General features: G+C 56.6%; 17 protein-coding genes and 2 tRNA genes. 11 read left to right on the top strand and 8 right to left on the bottom strand.

All coding sequences use genetic code 11. The annotated features are described in order from the left end of the window. Window positions 1–434: 434 nt before the first annotated feature. Window positions 435–1,223, top strand: a complete 789-nt coding sequence (gene phoH / locus B8P98_RS18005) for a phosphate starvation-inducible protein PhoH (RefSeq protein ID WP_002898923.1) — start codon at window positions 435–437, stop codon at window positions 1,221–1,223. 299 nt (window positions 1,224–1,522) lie between these two features. On the opposite strand, the gene B8P98_RS18000 is transcribed toward phoH, so the two are convergent. The 3 genes from B8P98_RS18000 to B8P98_RS17990 all read right to left on the bottom strand — a co-directional run bounded on the left by B8P98_RS18000 (window position 1,523) and on the right by B8P98_RS17990 (window position 3,312). Continuing rightward, window positions 1,523–1,610, bottom strand: a tRNA-Ser gene (locus B8P98_RS18000). Between the two features lie 145 nt (window positions 1,611–1,755). Next, entirely contained in the window at window positions 1,756–2,433 is a 678-nt protein-coding gene (locus tag B8P98_RS17995) for an isochorismatase family protein (protein WP_002898927.1), read from the bottom strand. An 18-nt stretch (window positions 2,434–2,451) separates the two neighbouring features. Then, window positions 2,452–3,312 carry a pirin family protein gene (locus B8P98_RS17990; RefSeq protein ID WP_025714501.1) on the bottom strand — a complete coding sequence of 287 codons (861 nt, stop codon included), beginning with the start codon at window positions 3,310–3,312 and terminating at the stop codon, window positions 2,452–2,454. 114 nt (window positions 3,313–3,426) lie between these two features. Here B8P98_RS17990 and B8P98_RS17985 point away from each other — a divergent pair, with 114 nt between their 5' ends. Further along, window positions 3,427–4,332, top strand: coding sequence for a LysR family transcriptional regulator (locus B8P98_RS17985; RefSeq protein WP_025714502.1), 906 nt, complete (start codon window positions 3,427–3,429; stop codon window positions 4,330–4,332). Between the two features lie 258 nt (window positions 4,333–4,590). Here the strand turns inward: B8P98_RS17985 and B8P98_RS17980 are convergent. Beyond that, window positions 4,591–4,678, bottom strand: a tRNA-Ser gene (locus B8P98_RS17980). 268 nt (window positions 4,679–4,946) lie between these two features. Here B8P98_RS17980 and ghrA point away from each other — a divergent pair. From ghrA to B8P98_RS17950, 6 genes are all read left to right on the top strand, one after another. Continuing rightward, window positions 4,947–5,885, top strand: a complete 939-nt coding sequence (ghrA, locus tag B8P98_RS17975) for a glyoxylate/hydroxypyruvate reductase GhrA (RefSeq protein ID WP_025714728.1) — start codon at window positions 4,947–4,949, stop codon at window positions 5,883–5,885. 88 nt (window positions 5,886–5,973) lie between these two features. Then, window positions 5,974–6,711, top strand: a complete 738-nt coding sequence (locus B8P98_RS17970) for a phosphatase (RefSeq protein WP_025714729.1) — start codon at window positions 5,974–5,976, stop codon at window positions 6,709–6,711. Window positions 6,712–6,733: 22 nt separating this feature from the next. Then, the gene (locus B8P98_RS17965) at window positions 6,734–7,288 is read left to right on the top strand and encodes a TorD/DmsD family molecular chaperone (RefSeq protein WP_025714730.1); all 555 of its coding nucleotides are present in this window, start codon (window positions 6,734–6,736) and stop codon (window positions 7,286–7,288) included. A gap of 103 nt (window positions 7,289–7,391) precedes the next feature. Then, a complete protein-coding gene (locus B8P98_RS17960; protein WP_025714731.1) occupies window positions 7,392–7,874 on the top strand; it encodes a DUF1097 domain-containing protein in 483 nt (160 codons plus the stop codon). Between the two features lie 149 nt (window positions 7,875–8,023). Further along, window positions 8,024–8,551 (top strand): O-acetyl-ADP-ribose deacetylase, encoded by a 528-nt coding sequence (gene ymdB, locus B8P98_RS17955; protein WP_025713910.1) that lies wholly within the window; start codon window positions 8,024–8,026, stop codon window positions 8,549–8,551. 65 nt (window positions 8,552–8,616) lie between these two features. After that, the gene (locus tag B8P98_RS17950; protein WP_025713911.1) at window positions 8,617–9,204 is read left to right on the top strand and encodes a TetR/AcrR family transcriptional regulator; all 588 of its coding nucleotides are present in this window, start codon (window positions 8,617–8,619) and stop codon (window positions 9,202–9,204) included. 39 nt (window positions 9,205–9,243) lie between these two features. On the opposite strand, the gene mdoC is transcribed toward B8P98_RS17950, so the two are convergent. Further along, window positions 9,244–10,404, bottom strand: a complete 1,161-nt coding sequence (gene mdoC / locus B8P98_RS17945) for a glucans biosynthesis protein MdoC (RefSeq protein ID WP_025713912.1) — start codon at window positions 10,402–10,404, stop codon at window positions 9,244–9,246. A 251-nt stretch (window positions 10,405–10,655) separates the two neighbouring features. Between mdoC and mdoG the strand changes: the two genes are divergently transcribed. The 3 genes from mdoG (at window position 10,656) to B8P98_RS17930 (ending at window position 15,024) form a co-directional block, all read left to right on the top strand. Next, window positions 10,656–12,209, top strand: a complete 1,554-nt coding sequence (gene mdoG, locus B8P98_RS17940; RefSeq protein ID WP_025713913.1) for a glucans biosynthesis protein MdoG — start codon at window positions 10,656–10,658, stop codon at window positions 12,207–12,209. Further along, window positions 12,202–14,730, top strand: a complete 2,529-nt coding sequence (gene mdoH / locus B8P98_RS17935) for a glucans biosynthesis glucosyltransferase MdoH (RefSeq protein WP_025713914.1) — start codon at window positions 12,202–12,204, stop codon at window positions 14,728–14,730. Before mdoG ends, mdoH begins: the two co-directional genes overlap by 8 nt. 66 nt (window positions 14,731–14,796) lie before the next feature. After that, on the top strand, window positions 14,797–15,024 hold the full coding sequence (locus tag B8P98_RS17930) for a YceK/YidQ family lipoprotein (protein WP_025713915.1): 228 nt from the start codon (window positions 14,797–14,799) through the stop codon (window positions 15,022–15,024). Here the strand turns inward: B8P98_RS17930 and B8P98_RS17925 are convergent, their stop codons facing one another. The 3 genes from B8P98_RS17925 to B8P98_RS17910 all read right to left on the bottom strand — a co-directional run bounded on the left by B8P98_RS17925 (window position 15,025) and on the right by B8P98_RS17910 (window position 17,820). After that, window positions 15,025–15,411 (bottom strand): MysB family protein, encoded by a 387-nt coding sequence (locus tag B8P98_RS17925; RefSeq protein ID WP_012542251.1) that lies wholly within the window; start codon window positions 15,409–15,411, stop codon window positions 15,025–15,027. It lies immediately after the preceding gene. A gap of 91 nt (window positions 15,412–15,502) precedes the next feature. Beyond that, entirely contained in the window at window positions 15,503–16,729 is a 1,227-nt protein-coding gene (mdtG, locus tag B8P98_RS17920) for a multidrug efflux MFS transporter MdtG (RefSeq protein ID WP_095033281.1), read from the bottom strand. Between the two features lie 170 nt (window positions 16,730–16,899). Next, window positions 16,900–17,820: a Kdo(2)-lipid IV(A) acyltransferase gene (locus tag B8P98_RS17910; RefSeq protein ID WP_025713917.1), complete on the bottom strand. Its 921-nt coding sequence runs from the start codon at window positions 17,818–17,820 to the stop codon at window positions 16,900–16,902. Between the last annotated feature and the right edge of the window lie 148 nt (window positions 17,821–17,968).

Genomic DNA, 17,968 nt, shown 5'->3' with positions numbered 1-17,968 from the left:
TGTTATATTTCTGTAATACAAATGACCGATAGTCTCCTACACTTGCTTAAGAACTATTTGTTGCGTCATTGTGAAAAATAAGTTGCATTAAGAATCTTTTTTGATGTACTTATTACATACGCGGTAGTTCCCGGCAGTGTGACGTTTCACTATGGAGATCGCGAATGGTAAGGTCCCGTACCGGACAACGTAAAACCACAGACCGTACTCTTCAGCACGGAAGCTCCGCTTCCGGCAGCGATTTTCTTACTCTTTCTCTCTCCGCTTCGAATTATTACCACCTTGGCAGGGTACGCGGTGCGCGTAGCCGCGACTCGTTGTCAGTTCTACCGGCAAGCAATGGCTTACAAGGAAGCCAAACCTCAATCGTTCGTGCGCATAGTCGCGTCGATGTTGACGCGTGTGATGTAAACCAACAACGCAAGGTGCTATCCATGGGAAGACAAAAAGCAGTGATCAAAGCTCGTCGTGAAGCAAAACGTGTGCTGAGACGGGATTCACGCAGCCATAAGCAGCGTGAAGAAGAATCGGTCACATCGCTTGTGCAAATGAGTGGCGTAGAAGCAATTGGCATGGCGCGGGACAGCCGTGATACTTCCCCAATTGAGGCGCGCAATGAGGCTCAGGCGCATTATCTGAATGCCATCGACAATAAACAGCTGATTTTCGCCACCGGCGAAGCCGGATGCGGCAAGACCTGGATCAGTGCGGCGAAGGCAGCTGAAGCTCTGATCCATAAGGATGTGGACAGAATTATTGTTACCCGTCCCGTTCTGCAGGCCGACGAAGATCTCGGCTTCTTACCGGGAGATATCGCCGAGAAGTTCGCTCCCTATTTCCGACCGGTTTACGACGTGCTGGTGAAAAGGCTGGGGGCTTCCTTTATGCAGTACTGCCTGCGTCCGGAAATCGGCAAGGTGGAAATCGCGCCGTTCGCCTATATGCGCGGACGTACCTTTGAAAATGCGGTGGTGATCCTGGACGAGGCCCAGAACGTGACCGCAGCGCAAATGAAGATGTTTTTAACCCGCCTCGGGGAGAACGTGACGGTTATCGTCAATGGCGATATCACCCAGTGCGACTTGCCCTCTGGCGTGAGATCTGGCCTGAGCGATGCGCTGGCGCGTTTTGAGGAAGACGAGATGATCGGCATCGTGCGTTTCACCACCGATGACTGCGTGCGCTCGGCCCTCTGCCAGCGGACGCTGAAAGCCTATTATTGATCGTCATACTGTGAGCAAGGCCCGGGCTAGCCCGGGCTTTGTTTTTTGGGGCATTCTCCCGGCGGGTGCTACATGCGAAAAAAAAGCCCGTACTTTCGTACGAGCTCTTCTTAAAATATGGCGGTGAGGGGGGGATTGACTCGCTTCGCTCGCCCCTGCGGGGCAGCCCGCTCGCAGGCTCGCGGTCTGTCCAACTGGCGTTGCCAGTTGTCGAACCCCGGTCGGGGGTTCTCATCCCCCCGGCGGGTGCTACATGCGAAAAAAAAGCCCGTACTTTCGTACGAGCTCTTCTTAAAATATGGCGGTGAGGGGGGGATTCGAACCCCCGATACGTTGCCGTATACACACTTTCCAGGCGTGCTCCTTCAGCCACTCGGACACCTCACCATATTGTCTTGCTGCTCACCTTGGGTGGGCAACGGGGCGCTACTATAGGGAGTTGCGTTAAAACGGTCAAGCATATTTTATTCTTTCTTTACCGTTCGCTCACGCATTGAACAATGCCCCGCTGCGGCGCAGCGGGGCGGGCGTTTTAGCGCTGGGAATCCAGCTGTTCGTTATTCTTCACCACGTCCTGCGCTTTGCTGTAGCTTTCAATCAGCAGCTGGTAGGCCGGGAAGACTTTGGTGTACACCTCAGCCCATTCTGCGGCGTCCGGGCGATTCCAGGTGCGCTGCAGCTCAGAGGCGACGGCGGCGGTGTCCATTGGCACCACACCGGCCTGTACCACGCGAGCCAGGGTAATCTCCTGCGCCATTTTGCTGTAGGTGCCGGAGGCATCGATTACGGCAAACACCTTATAGCCATCGGCGACGGCGGCAATCGCCGGGAAGGCCATGCAGACGCTGGTGATAGTCCCGGCGATAATTAGCGTTTTACGGCCAGTCGCTTTTACCGCGGCGACGAATTCCGGGTTATCCCAGGCGTTGATCTCGCCTTTACGGGCGATGTATTTCGCATGCGGCGCGTTCTCGTGAATCTCCGGGATCAGCGGACCGTTCGGCCCCTGCGGCACCGAGGCGGTCGTGATCACCGGGATCCCGGCAAGTGACGCCATCTTGGCCAGCGCGGCGGCGCGAGCGCGCAGCTCTGGCATCGGCATATCGCCGACGGTCTGGAACAGACCGCTCTGATGGTCAATCAACAGCATTGCGGTATCGTTAACATCAATCACCGGACGAGCACCGTTAAAGTTAGCGGGAGTAGACATAGTATTCACCTCAATCAGTTAGATTTGGCCAAAGCGGCCGCTGTTAAAATCGCGAACGGCTTCTGCGATTTGGGTTTTGTTATTCATGACAAAGGGGCCATAGCCCACAATCGGCTCCTGTAGCGGTTCACCGGCCATCAGCAGAACTTTTGCCTGGGCTGTCGCCTCCAGATGCAGGGCGTCTCCTGTCTGGCTCAGGACGGCCAACTGGCCTTCGCGGGCGGACTCGGAACCGTTAATGATCACTTCCCCTTCCAGCACAACCAGCGCGGTACTCCATCCTTCCGGCTGGCGCAGCGTGAGGTCGTGCCCCTGATTCAGCTGTAGATCCCACACGTTAAGCGGTGAGAAGGTATGGGCCGGGCCGCTGACGTCGTCATACTGGCCGGCAATCACCCGAACCTGTCCGGCGCCGTTCGCCAGCGCGACGGTGGGGATCGTCCCGGCGGTAATGCTCTGGTAGCCGGGGGCCGTCATTTTGTCTTTGGCGGGCAGGTTGACCCACAGCTGGATCATCTTCAGCTCGCCGCCGCTGCGGGTGAAGGCTTCCGAGTGGAACTCTTCATGCAGGATCCCGGCGCCCGCCGTCATCCACTGCACGTCGCCCGGGCCAATCACCCCGCCGCGTCCGGTGGAGTCGCGATGCTCTACTTCTCCGGCGTAAACGATGGTGACGGTTTCGAATCCGCGATGCGGATGCTCACCGACGCCGCGTTTCTCGCTGCCCGCCGGGAAGGTGTACGGCCCGGCATAGTCAAGCAGTAAGAAGGGACTCAGCTGCTGGCCGTGCGTCTGATAGGAAAACATCGAGCGAACCGGGAAGCCGTCGCCTACCCAATGCTGCGCAGGCGCGGTGTAGACTCCTGTAATCTGTTTCATGGCTTTCTCCTGTGTGTCGGTATCTGATGTGAATAAGCTTATATCCGGGACGACGTGTGCGGTAGTGAGCAAAAATGACCTATACTGTTCCAAAAATGGAACAATGGAGGAAGGATGCAGGATCTCAATGACTTCGCCTGGTTTGTCCAGGTGGTAGACCATGGCGGTTTCGCCGCGGCGGGGCGAGCGCTTGACCAGCCGAAATCCAAGCTCAGCCGTCGCATTGCGCAACTCGAGGAGCGGTTGGGCGTGCGTTTGATTCAGCGAACCACCCGCCAGTTTGCGGTCACCGAGGTTGGGCAGACCTTTTATCAGCATTGCAAAGCGATGCTGATAGAGGCCGAGGCGGCGCAGCAGGCGGTCGAGACGCTGCGCGCCGAGCCGCGCGGCAGCGTGAGGATCACCTGTCCGGTCACCTTGCTGCATGTCCATATCGGTCCGATGCTGGCACGATTTATGGCGCGCTATCCCGGGGTAACGCTGCATCTTGAGGCGACCAACCGCCGGGTGGATGTAGTCGGGGAGGGCATTGATGTGGCGATCCGCGTCCGTCCCCGGCCCATCGAGGATAGCGACCTGGTGATGCGCGTGCTGGCGGACCGCGGGCACCGGCTGGTGGCCAGCCCGGATCTCATTTCCCGGCTCGGACGTCCGCAGGCGCCGTCTGAGCTGAGCGTCTGGCCGGGGCTCAGCCTGGGGGCGAACAAGCATCAACATAAATGGCAGCTCACCGGGCCGGAGGGGGCAAGAGCGGAAGTGTTCTTTACGCCGCGAATGGTCACCACCGATATGCTGGCGCTGCGCGAGGCGGCGATGGCCGGCGTAGGCGTGGTGCAGCTTCCTTTATTAATGGTGCGCGATCAGCTGGCGTCAGGAGAATTAGAGGTAGTGCTGGATGAGTGGCAGCCGCGGCGGGAAGTGATTCACGCGGTATTTGCTTCTCGGCGCGGGCTGTTGCCCTCTGTCAGGGCGCTGGTGGACTATCTCAGCGAAGAGTATCAGCGGATGGAGGAGGATTGATGGGGGGTAGCGGTTTTTTGTCGGAACTCACATGTGAAAAGAGCCCGTACTTTCGTACAGGCTCTCATCTCGAATATGGCGGTGAGGGGGGGATTGACTCGCTTCGCTCGCCCCTGCGGGGCAGCCCGCTCGCAGGCTCGCGGTCTGTCCAACTGGCGTTGCCAGTTGTCGAACCCCGGTCGGGGGTTCTCATCCCCCCCGGCGGGTGCCACATGCGAAAAAAAAGCCCGTACTTGCGTACGAGCTCTTCTTAAAATATGGCGGTGAGGGGGGGATTCGAACCCCCGATACGTTGCCGTATACACACTTTCCAGGCGTGCTCCTTCAGCCACTCGGACACCTCACCATATTGTCTTTCCCGTTGTTATCGGGAACGGGCGCTAATGTAGGGAAATACGTATCGCCCGTCAATCAACTTTTTGCAAAAAAAGCGCGTTTAGACAAACTTCGAGCAACTTGCTCCTTAAACGCGCGAAATCCGTTTTTTTTGTCGCCAGTCCCTTTTCCCTTTTCGCTCGGGATAATTTTGTTATGCTGGCAAACCAATAGAAAACAATGAGTAAAACAAGACGCCAGCGCTAACCTGCCCTGGGCGTCTGCTATCAGGAGCCCCTATGGAGATTCTTTTTTACCATCCGACCTTTGATACCCAATACTGGATCCATGAGCTGGAAAAGCAGTTACCCGGCGCGCGGGTGCGCGAGTGGAAAGCGGGCGATAACCAGCCGGCGGACTATGCACTGGCCTGGCATCCTCCGGTGGAAATGTTGCAGGGCAGGTCGCTGAAGGCCGTGTTCGCCCTTGGGGCAGGGGTGGATTCTATCCTCAGTAAGCTGCGCGACCATCCGGATATGCTGCCGTTGTCGATTCCGCTGTTTCGTCTCGAAGATACCGGCATGGGGCGCCAGATGCAGGAGTATGCGGTAAGCCAGGTGCTGCACTGGTTCCGCCGTTTTGATGACTATCAGGCGCTGAAGCTGGCTTCCCGCTGGCAGCCGTTGCCCGAGTACCGCGCTGACGAATTCACCGTCGGGATTATGGGCGCCGGGGTGCTGGGGGCGAAGGTTGCGGAAAGTCTGCAACCCTGGGGGTTTCCGCTTCGTGTCTGGAGTCGTAGCCGCAAATCCTGGCCGCAGGTGCAGAGCTTCGCTGGTCAGGCTGAGCTGGGTGAATTCCTGCAGGGCACTCGCGTGTTGATCAACCTGCTGCCGAATACCGCTGAAACCGCCGGCATTATTAACCAGACGCTGCTGGCGCAGCTGCCGGATGAGAGCTACGTCCTTAATCTTGCCCGCGGCGTGCATGTCGTTGAAGAGGATCTGCTGGCGGCGCTGAACAGCGGTAAGCTCAAAGGAGCGATGCTCGATGTCTTCAGTCGCGAACCGTTGCCGCAGGATAGCCCGCTCTGGGCACATCCGCGGGTGGCCATGACCCCCCATGTGGCAGCGGTGACACGTCCACTGGAAGCTATCGCCTATATCGCCGGGACCATTAGCCGACTGGAGCGAGGGGAGCCGGTGAGTGGTCAGGTCGATCGTCAGCGCGGTTATTAAGACAAACAAACCCCGCTCCAGCGGGGTTTTTGCTAATCAAGTGCCCGGATTTTTGCTATTCTTGCGGCAAACAGAAGAGGAGAATGTGATGTATCCCGTTGACCTGCACATGCATACCGTCGCCAGCACCCACGCCTATAGCACATTGCACGATTATATTGCGCAAGCAAAGCGTAAAGGGATCAAACTCTTCGCCATCACCGACCACGGCCCGGACATGGCGGATGCCCCGCACTACTGGCACTTCGTTAATATGCGCATCTGGCCCCGCCTGGTGGACGGTATCGGGATCCTGCGCGGTATTGAGTCCAATATTAAAAATATCGAAGGCGAGATCGACTGTTCCGGGCCGATGTTGACCTCGCTTGATCTGATCATTGCCGGGTTTCATGAGCCAGTGTTCCCGCCGCAGGATCGTGACACGCATACGCAGGCGATGATCGCTGCGATGGCCAGCGGTAAAGTGCATATGATTAGCCACCCCGGCAACCCGAAATTCCCGGTGGATATTCCGGCTATTGCCGAAGCGGCAGCTCGCTATCAGGTGGCGCTGGAGATCAACAACTCCTCTTTCGTTTCGTCGCGCGTGGGTAGTGAAGATAACTGCCGGGCTATCGCCGCCGCGGTGCGTGATGCCGGAGGATGGGTGGCGCTGGGCTCGGATTCCCACACCGCGTTTACCCTTGGGGATTTTACCGAATGCCGCAAGATCCTCGATGCAGTCGATTTCCCGGAGGAGAGGATCCTCAACGTTTCTCCGCGTCGCCTGCTCAACTTCCTCGAGTCGCGGGGCATGCCGGCGATCCCCGAATTTGCTGACCTTTAATTTGTATAACTGGAATAACTGAATGAACGAGTTTTCAATCCTCTGCCGCGTGCTGGGTTCGCTGTATTACCGTCAACCGCAGGACCCGCTGCTGGTGCCGCTGTTTACCCTGATCCGTGAGGGCAAACTGGCCGCCAGCTGGCCGCTTGAGCAGGACGAGCTGCTGGCGCGTCTGCAGAAAAGCTGCGATATGCAGTCCCTGGCGACAGACTATAATGCCCTGTTCGTCGGCGAAGCCTGCAGCGTGTCGCCGTACCGTAGTGCGTGGGTGGAGGGTTCCTCGGAAGCGGAGGTCAGGGCTTTTCTGAGTGAACATGGTATCCCGACGGGGGAAGGTCCGGCAGATCATCTTGGATCGCTGCTGCTGGCCGCCTCGTGGCTGGAGGATCATGCCACCGAAGAGCAGAGCGAGACGCTGGAGCTCCTGTTTGCTGACTATATCCTGCCCTGGTGCGGAACCATGCTGGGGAAAGTCGAAGCCCATGCGCACACGCCGTTCTGGCGCACCATGGCGCCATTGACCCGCGATGCCATCGCCGCGATGTGGGATGAGCTTCAGGAAGAAGACGAACAATAAAATGTGATTTAAATCACTATTTGAATGCAACTGAAAAAGTCATCATTCATATACTGTGTTTTAGATCTCATTCTTGAGCCGCGTATCTGCTAGGATACGCGTCATGAACATACTTTTCGCAATCGCATTAACGACGGGCATTCTCTCCGGGATCTGGGGATGGGTGGCGGTCGCTCTCGGCCTGCTGAGCTGGGCCGGCTTCCTCGGCTGTACGGCCTATTTCGCCTGCCCGCAGGGCGGTCTGAAAGGACTGGCAATTTCGGCCTGCACGGTCATGAGCGGCGTGGTCTGGGCATTAGTGATTATCCACGGTAGTGCGCTGGCCCCGCAGCTGCAGATCCTCAGCTATATGATGACCGGTGTGGTGGCCTTTTTGATGTGCATTCAGGCGCGACAGACATTGCTGTCGTTTGTCCCGGGTACCTTTATCGGCGCCTGCGCGACCTTCGCGGCGGACGGTGACTGGCGACTGGTAGTGCCTTCTCTGGCGCTGGGCCTGGTCTTTGGATATGCCATGAAGAATAGTGGCCTGTGGCTGGCGGCCCGTGCGGATAAACATAAATCGTTCGCCAACGACAACGCCTGACCGGCAGGACGAGTAAAAAACAGGACCTCACGGGTCCTGTTTTTTTATCTTCTCGTCACCGGGCAAAGCGATAACCTTGCTCCCGGAGACGCGAATGCCCTAGTATCGGCAGAAAGTCGTATCCACACGCGATGCCGACAGGAGGAGAAATGGCTGTTAAACCTGAGGTAATGCTCGGCGATATTACGACACTTGATGTCGATGTGATTGTTAATGCGGCAAATCCCTCGCTGCTGGGCGGGGGCGGAGTTGATGGCGCGATCCATCGGGCGGCTGGCCCCGCGCTGCTGGCGGCCTGCAAGCAAGTGTTGCAGCAGCAGGGCGAATGTCCTCCTGGTCATGCGGTGATTACCACCGCGGGTAATTTGCCTGCCAGCGCGGTGATCCACACCGTAGGACCAGTCTGGCACGGCGGCGACCGGATGGAAGCGCAAACTTTGGCCGATGCTTACAAAAATAGTCTGCAGCTGGCCTCGGCAAATAACTATCGCTCTATTGCGTTTCCGGCGATAAGTACCGGCGTATATGGCTATCCAAAAGAGGCTGCGGCGGAGATAGCCGTGCGCACCGTCACCGCATTTCTCACTCGCTATAACCCGCTTGAGCGCGTCCTGTTCGTCTGTTTTGACGAGGAAACGGCGGCTATCTATCGTCGCCTGCTGGCGGCATATCCCTGATTCGGCAGAATAGGCTATGATAACCGCCGAGAGTGACGGGAATGATGGATAGCAGGAGGGAGCAGGTGTCAGAAGGAAAAGTCCGGCAGAAACAGCAGGCGCGCCGCGCGGAGATCGTTGCCGCTGCGCAAAAATGTTTCGCTGAAAAGGGGCTGCACGGCGCTTCCGTTGCCGATATCGCCCGCGAGGCTGGCCTGAGCGTCGGTCAGCTGTATCGCATTTTTGCCAGCAAGGAAGCGATCATTGAAGCGATTGTCAGTGAAATCGTTAACGCCAGAGTCGGTGAGATGATCGATGAGAACCACAACCTGGCACGCAAAGCGGCGGTTCTGGCCGGCAGGATCCCAACCCCGGCGGCGACCAAAAGCGATAATTATCTGCTGATGGAGATCAACGCTGAAGCTTCGCGTAACCCGCGCTTGCGCGAGATTCTGGTGCAGGCCGACCGGCGATTGAAAGAAGAGGGAGGGCGTCTGTCGCAGCGCTACCATCCCGGGCTCAGCGATGCGCGACGCAATGCCGCGTCAGAGCTGATCGCCGTTCTGACGGAAGGGGCTGCCTACCGCGGCGAGCTGAGCGCCTCCACTCCGGTAGATAAAGCCGATTTAGAAGCCCTGTATAACATGATCTTCGAACGACTGTTTGATGAGTAAGGCAGTGCGGCACATCTGGTGTGCCGCACCCGCTGCAAATTAGCTGGCCGAAGCCGGAGTTTTGGCCGGTTTGTTCATCGGTTTACCAGAGAACAGGAAACGCAGCAGCGGAATACGCAGGTGAATTTCATACAGGATCAGTGCGATACCCACCACAAAAACCAGCCCGCCAATAAAGCCTAAGGTATTCGACTTGATGACCGGGGTGATCCACGCCCCGTACAATAGCGTCAGCGGATGGTGCACCAGGTAAATAAACAGCGAGGCATTGACGAAATAGGTCACGCGCGCCGACTGGAAATTCAGCAGTCGATGGCCGAGCGAAAAGACCACATTGACCATCCACAGCCCCAGCACCATGGTGATCACCGATTCCGTTTCATACATCCAGCCATCGCCGGACCCGTACTGCTGGTTCAGCCGGTAGGCGATAAATCCCAGCAGCGCCGCCGCGCAGCACCACGGTGACGGGGTGGTGAACATCGCCTTTAAACGTGGGTTAATAAAGGTCTGCGCACCCAGCACAAAGAAGGGCAGGTAGAACAGTGTCTGCATCACCACAAAGTTAAACAGACCATTACTTAACAGTGGCGGGTAAACCAGGAACAGCGACCGGCGGATCAGGGCATAAAAGACCCCCAGCGCGAGAAAAATCATCGTTAGCTGGCCCATAGTGACAGTGTCACCAAAGGTGTGAACTCCGCCTGCCGGACGGCGGGTCAGCCATTTGAACAGCACCACCCCCAACGAGGTCAGCACCACCAGCACCAGTAAAAACCACAGGTGGGAAATAAGCTCCCACGCCAGGGTATTAAATTTGTCGTATCCGGAAAGGGTATGCCAGTTTTCCGCCTTGCCGTTGACATACTGCAGCATAATAAACTGCGGCAGCGTCAGCAGCGGGATGGCGGTTAACATTGGTATACCGACCCGTTCAACGCGTACTTTCCACCACTTTTTCAGCGGATAGCGCAGGAAAAGCATGTAGGAAAAATAGCCCGAAATGACGAAAAAGACCTGCATGCGAAAGGCATGAATGAAGTCATTAAAAAGCGTCAGCCACCATGAGGGCTCGGCGCTGTTGACATGCCATGTATGGCTGGAATAGATCAGCGAAATGTGGAAAGGGATCCCCAACAGCATCAGCCAGGCACGGATACTGTCGAAGAAATATTCACGCTGCACCGGAGTATTATTCATACGATTCACAATAATCTCAGATAATTCGGCTTATCACTCAAGATGATAACGTTTACATTATCAGCAACCCTACATGAACTCGGGGTATCTGTCTCCAGGATAAGCACTCAAAGTGCAAACGGGACAGCGAACTGTTTATTCCCTGTGCCGCTGGGCTGAACAAAGCAGGGATTATGTTGTCGGATTGCCTGAGTTTCCATTAAAATAGATCGGATCGATTTAAGCACACAAAGGGGGAAGTGCTTACTTATATGAAACATAAACCACAGATGATGAAAATGCGTTGGTTAAGCGCAGCCGTAATGTTGTCCCTGTGTACTTCATCTGCATGGGCGTTTAGCATTGATGACGTTGCAAAAGAGGCCAAGACATTAGCCGGGAAAGGCTATGAAGCGCCGAAAAGTAACCTGCCCTCCGCTTTCCGCGATATGAAATACGCGGACTACCAGCAAATTCAGTTTAATCACGATAAAGCTTACTGGAATAACCAGAAAACCCCATTCAAGCTTGAATTTTACCATCAGGGTATGTACTTCGACACGCCGGTCACCATCAATGAAGTGACCGCCACCAGCGTGCGTAAAATTAAATATAACGCGGACTATTTTAACTTCGGTAACGTTCAGCACGATAAAGACACGGTGAAAGACCTCGGTTTCGCCGGTTTCAAAGTACTGTATCCGATCAACAGCAAAGACAAGAACGATGAAATCGTCAGCATGCTCGGTGCCAGCTACTTCCGCGTGCTGGGTCAGGGTCAGGTTTATGGTCTGTCTGCACGCGGTCTGGCTATTGATACCGCGCTGCCGTCTGGCGAAGAATTCCCGCGTTTTCGTGAGTTCTGGATCGAACGTCCAAAAGCCACTGACAAGCGTCTGACCATTTATGCTCTGCTGGATTCGCCGCGCGCAACTGGCGCTTATCGCTTTGTGATCATGCCGGGTCGTGACACCGTGGTGGACGTTCAGTCTAAAGTTTATCTGCGCGACAAAGTGGGTAAACTGGGCGTGGCGCCGCTAACCAGCATGTTCCTGTTTGGTTCCAACCAGCCTTCTCCGGCGCTGAACTATCGCCCGGCGCTGCACGATTCCAACGGGCTGTCGATCCTGGCCGGCAACGGCGAGTGGATCTGGCGTCCGCTGAACAACCCGAAACATCTGGCCGTCAGCAGCTATGCGATGGAAAATCCGCAAGGGTTCGGTCTGCTGCAGCGCGGCCGTCAGTTCTCGCGTTTCGAAGATCTTGACGATCGTTATGACCTGCGTCCGAGTGCCTGGATCACGCCGAAAGGGGACTGGGGTAAAGGGAAAATCGAGCTGGTTGAAATCCCGACTAACGATGAAACGAACGATAACATCGTGACTTACTGGACGCCGGATCAGCTGCCGGAGCCGGGCAAGGAGATGAACTTCAAATACACCATCACCTTCAGCCGCGATGAAGACAAGCTGCATGCGCCGGATAACGCTTACGTTATGCAGACCCGCCGCTCTACCGGCGACGTTAAGCAGTCGAACCTGATCCGTCAGTCGGACGGCACGATTGCCTTCATTGTTGACTTCACCGGCGCCGATATGAAAAAACTGCCGGCGGATACCCCAGTCACCGCGCAGGCGAGCACCGGTGATAATGCCGAAATCGTTGAAAATACCGTGCGTTATAACCCGGTAACCAAAGGCTGGCGGATGATCCTGCGTTTGAAGGTGAAAGATCCGAAGAAAACGACGGAAATGCGCGCCGCACTGGTTAACGGTGATGACACGTTGAGCGAAACCTGGAGCTATCAGCTGCCTGCCAATGAATAAGATAACGAAGTACATTGACGCATTGCCGCTGTCGGACGCCGAGAAATCGGCGCTGCCGGACACCAGCCTGCAGGCCGTTCATCAGGCCCTGGATGACGAACATCGGACCTTCGCTCGCGAAGATGACGCTCCGCTGGGGTCGGTCAAGGCGCGTCTGGCGCACAGCTGGCCGGATTCCCTTGCTGGCGATCAGCTGGTGAAGGATGACGAAGGCCGTACCCAGCTGCATGCGATGCCAAAAGCCAAACGCTCCTCGATGATCCCGGATCCGTGGCGTACCAACCCGGTCGGCCGCTTCTGGGACCGTCTGCGCGGACGCGATGTCACGCCGCGCTATCTCTCCCGTCTGACGCAAGAAGAGCGTGAGAGTGAGCAAAAATGGCGTACCGTCGGCACTATTCGTCGCTATATCCTGCTGCTGCTGACGCTGTCGCAGACCGTGGTGGCCACCTGGTATATGAAAACCATTCTGCCTTATCAGGGCTGGGCGCTGATTAACCCGGCCGACATGGTGGGACAGAACCTGTGGATCTCTTTCATGCAGCTGCTGCCATACGTCTTGCAGAGCGGCATTTTGATCCTCTTTGCGGTGCTGTTCTGCTGGGTTTCCGCCGGCTTCTGGACCGCGTTAATGGGTTTCCTGCAGCTACTGATTGGCCGCGATAAGTACAGTATTTCCGCCTCGACGGTCGGTGACGAACCGTTGAACCCGGCGCACCGTACGGCGCTTATTATGCCGATCTGTAACGAAGACGTTGACCGCGTTTTCGCCGGGCTGCGGGCGACCTGGGAATCGGTGAAAGCCACCGGCAACGCCGCACATTTCGACGTCTATATCCTCAGCGACAGCTATAACCCCGATATCTGTGTTGCGGAACAAAAGGCGTGGATGGAGCTGATTGCCGAAGTGCAGGGCGAAGGGCAGATCTTCTACCGTCGTCGTCGTCGTCGTGTGAAGCGTAAGAGCGGCAATATCGATGATTTCTGCCGCCGCTGGGGCAGCCAGTACAGCTACATGGTGGTGCTTGACGCTGACTCGGTGATGACCGGGGAGTGTCTGAGCAGCCTGGTGCGCCTGATGGAAGCGAACCCAAACGCCGGGATCATCCAGTCTTCACCGCGCGCCTCTGGCATGGACACGCTGTATGCGCGTTGCCAGCAGTTTGCCACCCGGGTGTATGGTCCGCTGTTTACGGCGGGTCTGCACTTCTGGCAGCTGGGGGAGTCCCACTACTGGGGTCATAACGCCATTATCCGCGTGAAGCCTTTCATCGAGCACTGTGCGCTGGCGCCGCTGCCAGGCGAGGGTAATTTTGCCGGGTCGATCCTGTCGCACGACTTCGTCGAAGCGGCCTTGATGCGCCGTGCCGGATGGGGCGTGTGGATCGCCTACGATCTGCCGGGCTCCTATGAGGAGTTGCCGCCGAACCTGCTGGATGAGCTGAAACGCGATCGCCGCTGGTGCCAGGGTAACCTGATGAACTTCCGCCTGTTCCTCGTGCGAGGGATGCACCCGGTTCACCGGGCGGTGTTCCTCACCGGCGTGATGTCCTATCTGTCGGCACCGCTGTGGTTTATGTTCCTTGCCCTGTCGACAGCGCTACAGGTGGTGCACGCCCTGACCGAGCCGCAGTACTTCCTGCAGCCGCGTCAGCTGTTCCCGGTGTGGCCACAATGGCGTCCGGAATTGGCTATTGCGCTATTTGCCTCGACCATGGTGCTGCTGTTCCTGCCGAAGCTGCTGAGTATTATTCTGGTGTGGTGTAAAGGGCCGAAGGAGTACGGCGGATTTATCCGTGTGACACTTTCCCTGCTGCTGGAAGTCCTGTTCTCGGTCCTGCTGGCGCCGGTTCGGATGCTGTTCCACACCGTTTTCGTGGTTAGCGCCTTCCTTGGCTGGGAAGTGGTATGGAATTCGCCGCAGCGTGATGATGACTCCACGCCGTGGGGGGAAGCCTTTATGCGTCACGGCTCGCAGCTACTGCTGGGCCTGGTGTGGGCGGTTGGGATGGCATGGCTGGATCTGCGCTTCCTGTTCTGGCTGGCGCCAATCGTCGTCTCGCTGATCCTCTCGCCGTTCGTGTCGGCGATCTCCAGCCGGGCGACGGTAGGCCTGCGCACCAAGCGATGGAAGCTGTTCCTGATCCCGGAAGAGTATTCGCCGCCGCAGGTGCTCAAGGATACCGATGCGTATCTGACGCTGAACCGTCAGCGTTCGCTGGACGATGGCTTTATGCACGCGGTATTCAACCCGTCATTTAACGCTCTCGCCACCGCGATGGCCACCGCGCGCCACCGTCAGGGGCATATCCTCGAGATCGCCCGCGAACGCCACGTTGAGCAGGCGCTGAATGAAACGCCGGATAAGCTGAACCGCGATCGTCGACTGGTGCTGTTGAGCGATCCGGTTACTATGTCGCGTCTGCACTATCGCGTGTGGGCCGCACCGGAGAAATACTCCTCGTGGGTCAATGCTTATGAGCAGCTGGCGCTTAACCCGCTGGCGTTGAAAACAAAATAAGCCGTACGTAAAGGAAAATACCGGCAGCGATGCCGGTATTTTTTTATCTGCAACATGAGGTTGTGAATGCGAATATTACCGATCATTGCCATAGTACTGCTGCTCAGCGGCTGCGGCAGCATTATCAGTCGAACAGTGCCCGGGCAGGGGCATGGCAATCAATATTACCCGGGCGTGCAGTGGGATGTTCGCGATTCGGCATGGCGCTATCTCACCATTCTGGACCTGCCGTTCTCCCTGGTCTTTGATACGCTTCTGCTGCCGCTGGACGCCAGCCACGGCCCCTATAACTGATTAACGCTCGTCCCACTCGTCGGCTGCCGTCTGCCCCTCTTCGGTGTCCAGCGAGGGTTCGAGCTGGAATTCACCTTCATCCCATTCATGGAGTGTATTTTCCTCCAGCCACTCCTGGCGCAGCTCTATCTCATCATAATCCCCGTCGAAAACACTCTGTGCGGCTTCGCCGCTGAGCATCGGGAGGCATTCGCCTTGTTCATCTTCATCAGCAAAAAATTCGGCTTGCCAGGCGATATCGCCATCCTGCAGCACATACTTTTGAATATTGAGCTGCTCAACGTTGGCGCTCTCTTCATCGCTGTCAGGGTTGTTGGCGAGAAATTCTTCACGTGCTGCATCAATAGCTTCTTCGAGCGTGGCATAGAACATCGAATCCTTTGGCATAGCGAATCTCCTGAGAAGAATATGAATTGAACACGATTCAATCTATAGAAGGCAGTTAGCACGGCGTCAAGGGGCAGAGCCCCTCTGGACGTTAATTTACTGAATGCGAGGTATCCGTGGCAGGCCGGCGCAGGCTGAGGGTTGAATAAATGGCGTTAAACAGCACCACCCCTGCGGTGACCAGGAACACGGCACGGAAGCCATAGTTAGCGGAAACTGACGCGCCAATTAGTGGTCCGGTGACGTTGCCAATATCGCGGAACGACTGGTTATAGCTGAAGATCCGCCCGGAGATCTGGCTGGTGGAGTTATACACCAGCAGGGTTTGCACCGCTGGCAGCAGCGCACCGTCCGCCGCACCGAGCAGGAAGCGCAGGATGCCTAACTGCAGCGGAGTATGAACAAATGACATCGGGATCAACAACAGCACTGAGATAATCAGCGCCACGATGAGGATTTTTTCCGGCCCGATACGATCCCCCAGTTTGCCCAGCCGCGGGGCGCTCATCAGCGCGGCAATCCCCGGCACCGAGGCGATCATCCCGCTGATAAAGGCGATGTTACTGACGTTGCCGGCAAGGTCGCGTACGTAAAGCGTCAGGATCGGCGCGATCGAGCCGGTGGCCACCTGAATGATCAGTGAGGTGACAAACAGGCTGAGCACCAGTTTGGGGTTTTGTAGCGAGGAAAAAACATCTCTGGCACTGAGCATCCCTTTTTTAGCGATCGGGGCAAAATTTTCGCGAATTAAGAATAGAGTGAACAGGAAGCAAATAAACAGCACCGCCGCAGTCATAAAAAAGACGGTACGCAGTCCCCAGTGGTCGGCCAGAAAACCGCCTGCCAACGGACCGAGCAGGGCGCCGCTCACCGCACCAGTCGACAGCGTCCCCAGCGCCCAGCCGCTTTTATGGCGCGGGATCTGCGTGGCAATCAGAGCATTGGCGTTAGGAATAAAACCACCCAGCAGGCCGAGCAAAGCGCGCAGCAGCAAAAATTGCCAGATATTTTGCGCCATTCCCATCAGCATCATCACAATGGCCATACCGAGGGCGGAACGCAGCAGCATGATTTTTCTCCCCTTGCGGTCAGCAAGACCGCCCCAGAATGGCGAGGCGATGGCGGAGAAAAGAAAGGTAATACTAAAGACCAGCCCGGACCACATGTTCAGGGCGCTATGCCCGGTAACGCCGAGTTGTTCGACGTAGAGTGGCAGAAAGGGCATGACCAGGCTGAAGGCGGCGCCAGTTAAAAAGCAGCCAAGCCAGGTCACGGTCAGGTTTTGTTTCCAGTTAATGGGGGTTTCAGCAGACGACATAGGGTTCCACTGGCCTGCGCGGCAGGTCAAATTAAGAGAAAATATGAGCATGCTAATTATGCGCCTGAGAAATAGATGCCGCAATGGAGGAGAGCTTTTAAAGCTAAAGGAGAGCGTAAAGCATGAGCGACAGGCGCATTCCCGGCCACATGCGCGGCCGGGAAAGGGGATCAATAGCGGGAGGGCATGCCTTCGGGGCGGGTTTTGAAGCGACGATGGAGCCACATATACTGTTCCGGGGCCATCAAGATACACTGCTCGACAATCTTATTCATCCAGGCGGCGGTGGTTTCCGCGTCATCCAGCGGTGGGGAACACTCCGGCGGCAGGATAATCAATTCATAACCTTTACCGTTCGGTTTGCGTCGCGGGACGAAGGGGACGATGCAGGCTTTAGACATTTTCGCCAGCATCCAGGTACCGGAGGTGGTTGCTGCCTGGTCAACGGCAAACAGCGGAGCAAAGACGCTGGCGGTTGGACCATAATCGTGATCCGGTGCGTACCACACCACTTCACCTTTTTTCAGTGCCCGGATCATCCCTTTCAGGTCCTTACGGTCAATCATATCCTTGTTAGACCGCAAGCGGCCCCAGGTCTGCAGCCAGTCGATCACCGGGTTGTCGTTGGGGCGATAGACGCCAATTCCCGGCTCGTTCATACCGAACATTCGCGCACCCATTTCGAGGGTCAGGAAATGAATACCGATCAGCAGAATACCGCGCTGCTGCGCCTGCACATCTCGGATATGCTCAAAGCCGATGGTGTCGGTCCAGCGGGCGATACGACGAACCGGCCAGAACCAGGCCATCCCCGTCTCCATCAGTCCCATGCCCACCGATTCAAAGTTCATCACCACCATCCGGTGGCGTTCCTGCTCGCTTTTCTCCGGGAAGCAGAGCTCAAGGTTGCGATAGGCGATCTTTGCCCGGCGCTTCATAAAGCGCATGGCCAGCCGGCCGATGGCGTTCCCCAGGCGATAGATTAGCGGGTAGGGCAGTTGGACAACCAGCCACAGCAGGCCGATACCCAGCCACAGCAGCCAATAGCGCGGATGCAGCAGCGCCGTAGAAAATTTAGGCAAATGAGTCATTTCATACCCGTATCAGTGAGCAACGTCTTATATTATCGCATTTTTTTACCGCCCAGCCAAAGGCGCTGAGCGGGCATCGGTTTTGTTAAGTGAGGCGCAGCCGAGTGAGAGAAATGTAGCGTAAAATGTAGGGATGTAAATTAATTGG

The sequence above is a fragment of the Klebsiella quasivariicola genome (assembly GCF_002269255.1).
GTDB lineage: Bacteria > Pseudomonadota > Gammaproteobacteria > Enterobacterales > Enterobacteriaceae > Klebsiella > Klebsiella quasivariicola.
Note: the sequence above shows the minus strand (reverse complement) of the source record. Positions and strands in the feature narration are given on the sequence as shown.

Excerpts from the sequence above, each read along its gene's own strand:
- phoH (WP_002898923.1), top strand. The coding sequence starts at position 435 with ATGGGAAGACAAAAAGCAGTGATCAAAGCTCGTCGTGAAGCAAAACGT.
- B8P98_RS17995 (WP_002898927.1), bottom strand. The coding sequence starts at position 2,433 with ATGTCTACTCCCGCTAACTTTAACGGTGCTCGTCCGGTGATTGATGTT.
- B8P98_RS17990 (WP_025714501.1), bottom strand. The coding sequence starts at position 3,312 with ATGAAACAGATTACAGGAGTCTACACCGCGCCTGCGCAGCATTGGGTA.
- B8P98_RS17985 (WP_025714502.1), top strand. The coding sequence starts at position 3,427 with ATGCAGGATCTCAATGACTTCGCCTGGTTTGTCCAGGTGGTAGACCAT.
- ghrA (WP_025714728.1), top strand. The coding sequence starts at position 4,947 with ATGGAGATTCTTTTTTACCATCCGACCTTTGATACCCAATACTGGATC.
- B8P98_RS17970 (WP_025714729.1), top strand. The coding sequence starts at position 5,974 with ATGTATCCCGTTGACCTGCACATGCATACCGTCGCCAGCACCCACGCC.
- B8P98_RS17965 (WP_025714730.1), top strand. The coding sequence starts at position 6,734 with ATGAACGAGTTTTCAATCCTCTGCCGCGTGCTGGGTTCGCTGTATTAC.
- B8P98_RS17960 (WP_025714731.1), top strand. The coding sequence starts at position 7,392 with ATGAACATACTTTTCGCAATCGCATTAACGACGGGCATTCTCTCCGGG.
- ymdB (WP_025713910.1), top strand. The coding sequence starts at position 8,024 with ATGGCTGTTAAACCTGAGGTAATGCTCGGCGATATTACGACACTTGAT.
- mdoC (WP_025713912.1), bottom strand. The coding sequence starts at position 10,404 with ATGAATAATACTCCGGTGCAGCGTGAATATTTCTTCGACAGTATCCGT.
- mdoG (WP_025713913.1), top strand. The coding sequence starts at position 10,656 with ATGAAACATAAACCACAGATGATGAAAATGCGTTGGTTAAGCGCAGCC.
- mdoH (WP_025713914.1), top strand. The coding sequence starts at position 12,202 with ATGAATAAGATAACGAAGTACATTGACGCATTGCCGCTGTCGGACGCC.
- B8P98_RS17930 (WP_025713915.1), top strand. The coding sequence starts at position 14,797 with ATGCGAATATTACCGATCATTGCCATAGTACTGCTGCTCAGCGGCTGC.
- B8P98_RS17925 (WP_012542251.1), bottom strand. The coding sequence starts at position 15,411 with ATGCCAAAGGATTCGATGTTCTATGCCACGCTCGAAGAAGCTATTGAT.
- mdtG (WP_095033281.1), bottom strand. The coding sequence starts at position 16,729 with ATGTCGTCTGCTGAAACCCCCATTAACTGGAAACAAAACCTGACCGTG.
- B8P98_RS17910 (WP_025713917.1), bottom strand. The coding sequence starts at position 17,820 with ATGACTCATTTGCCTAAATTTTCTACGGCGCTGCTGCATCCGCGCTAT.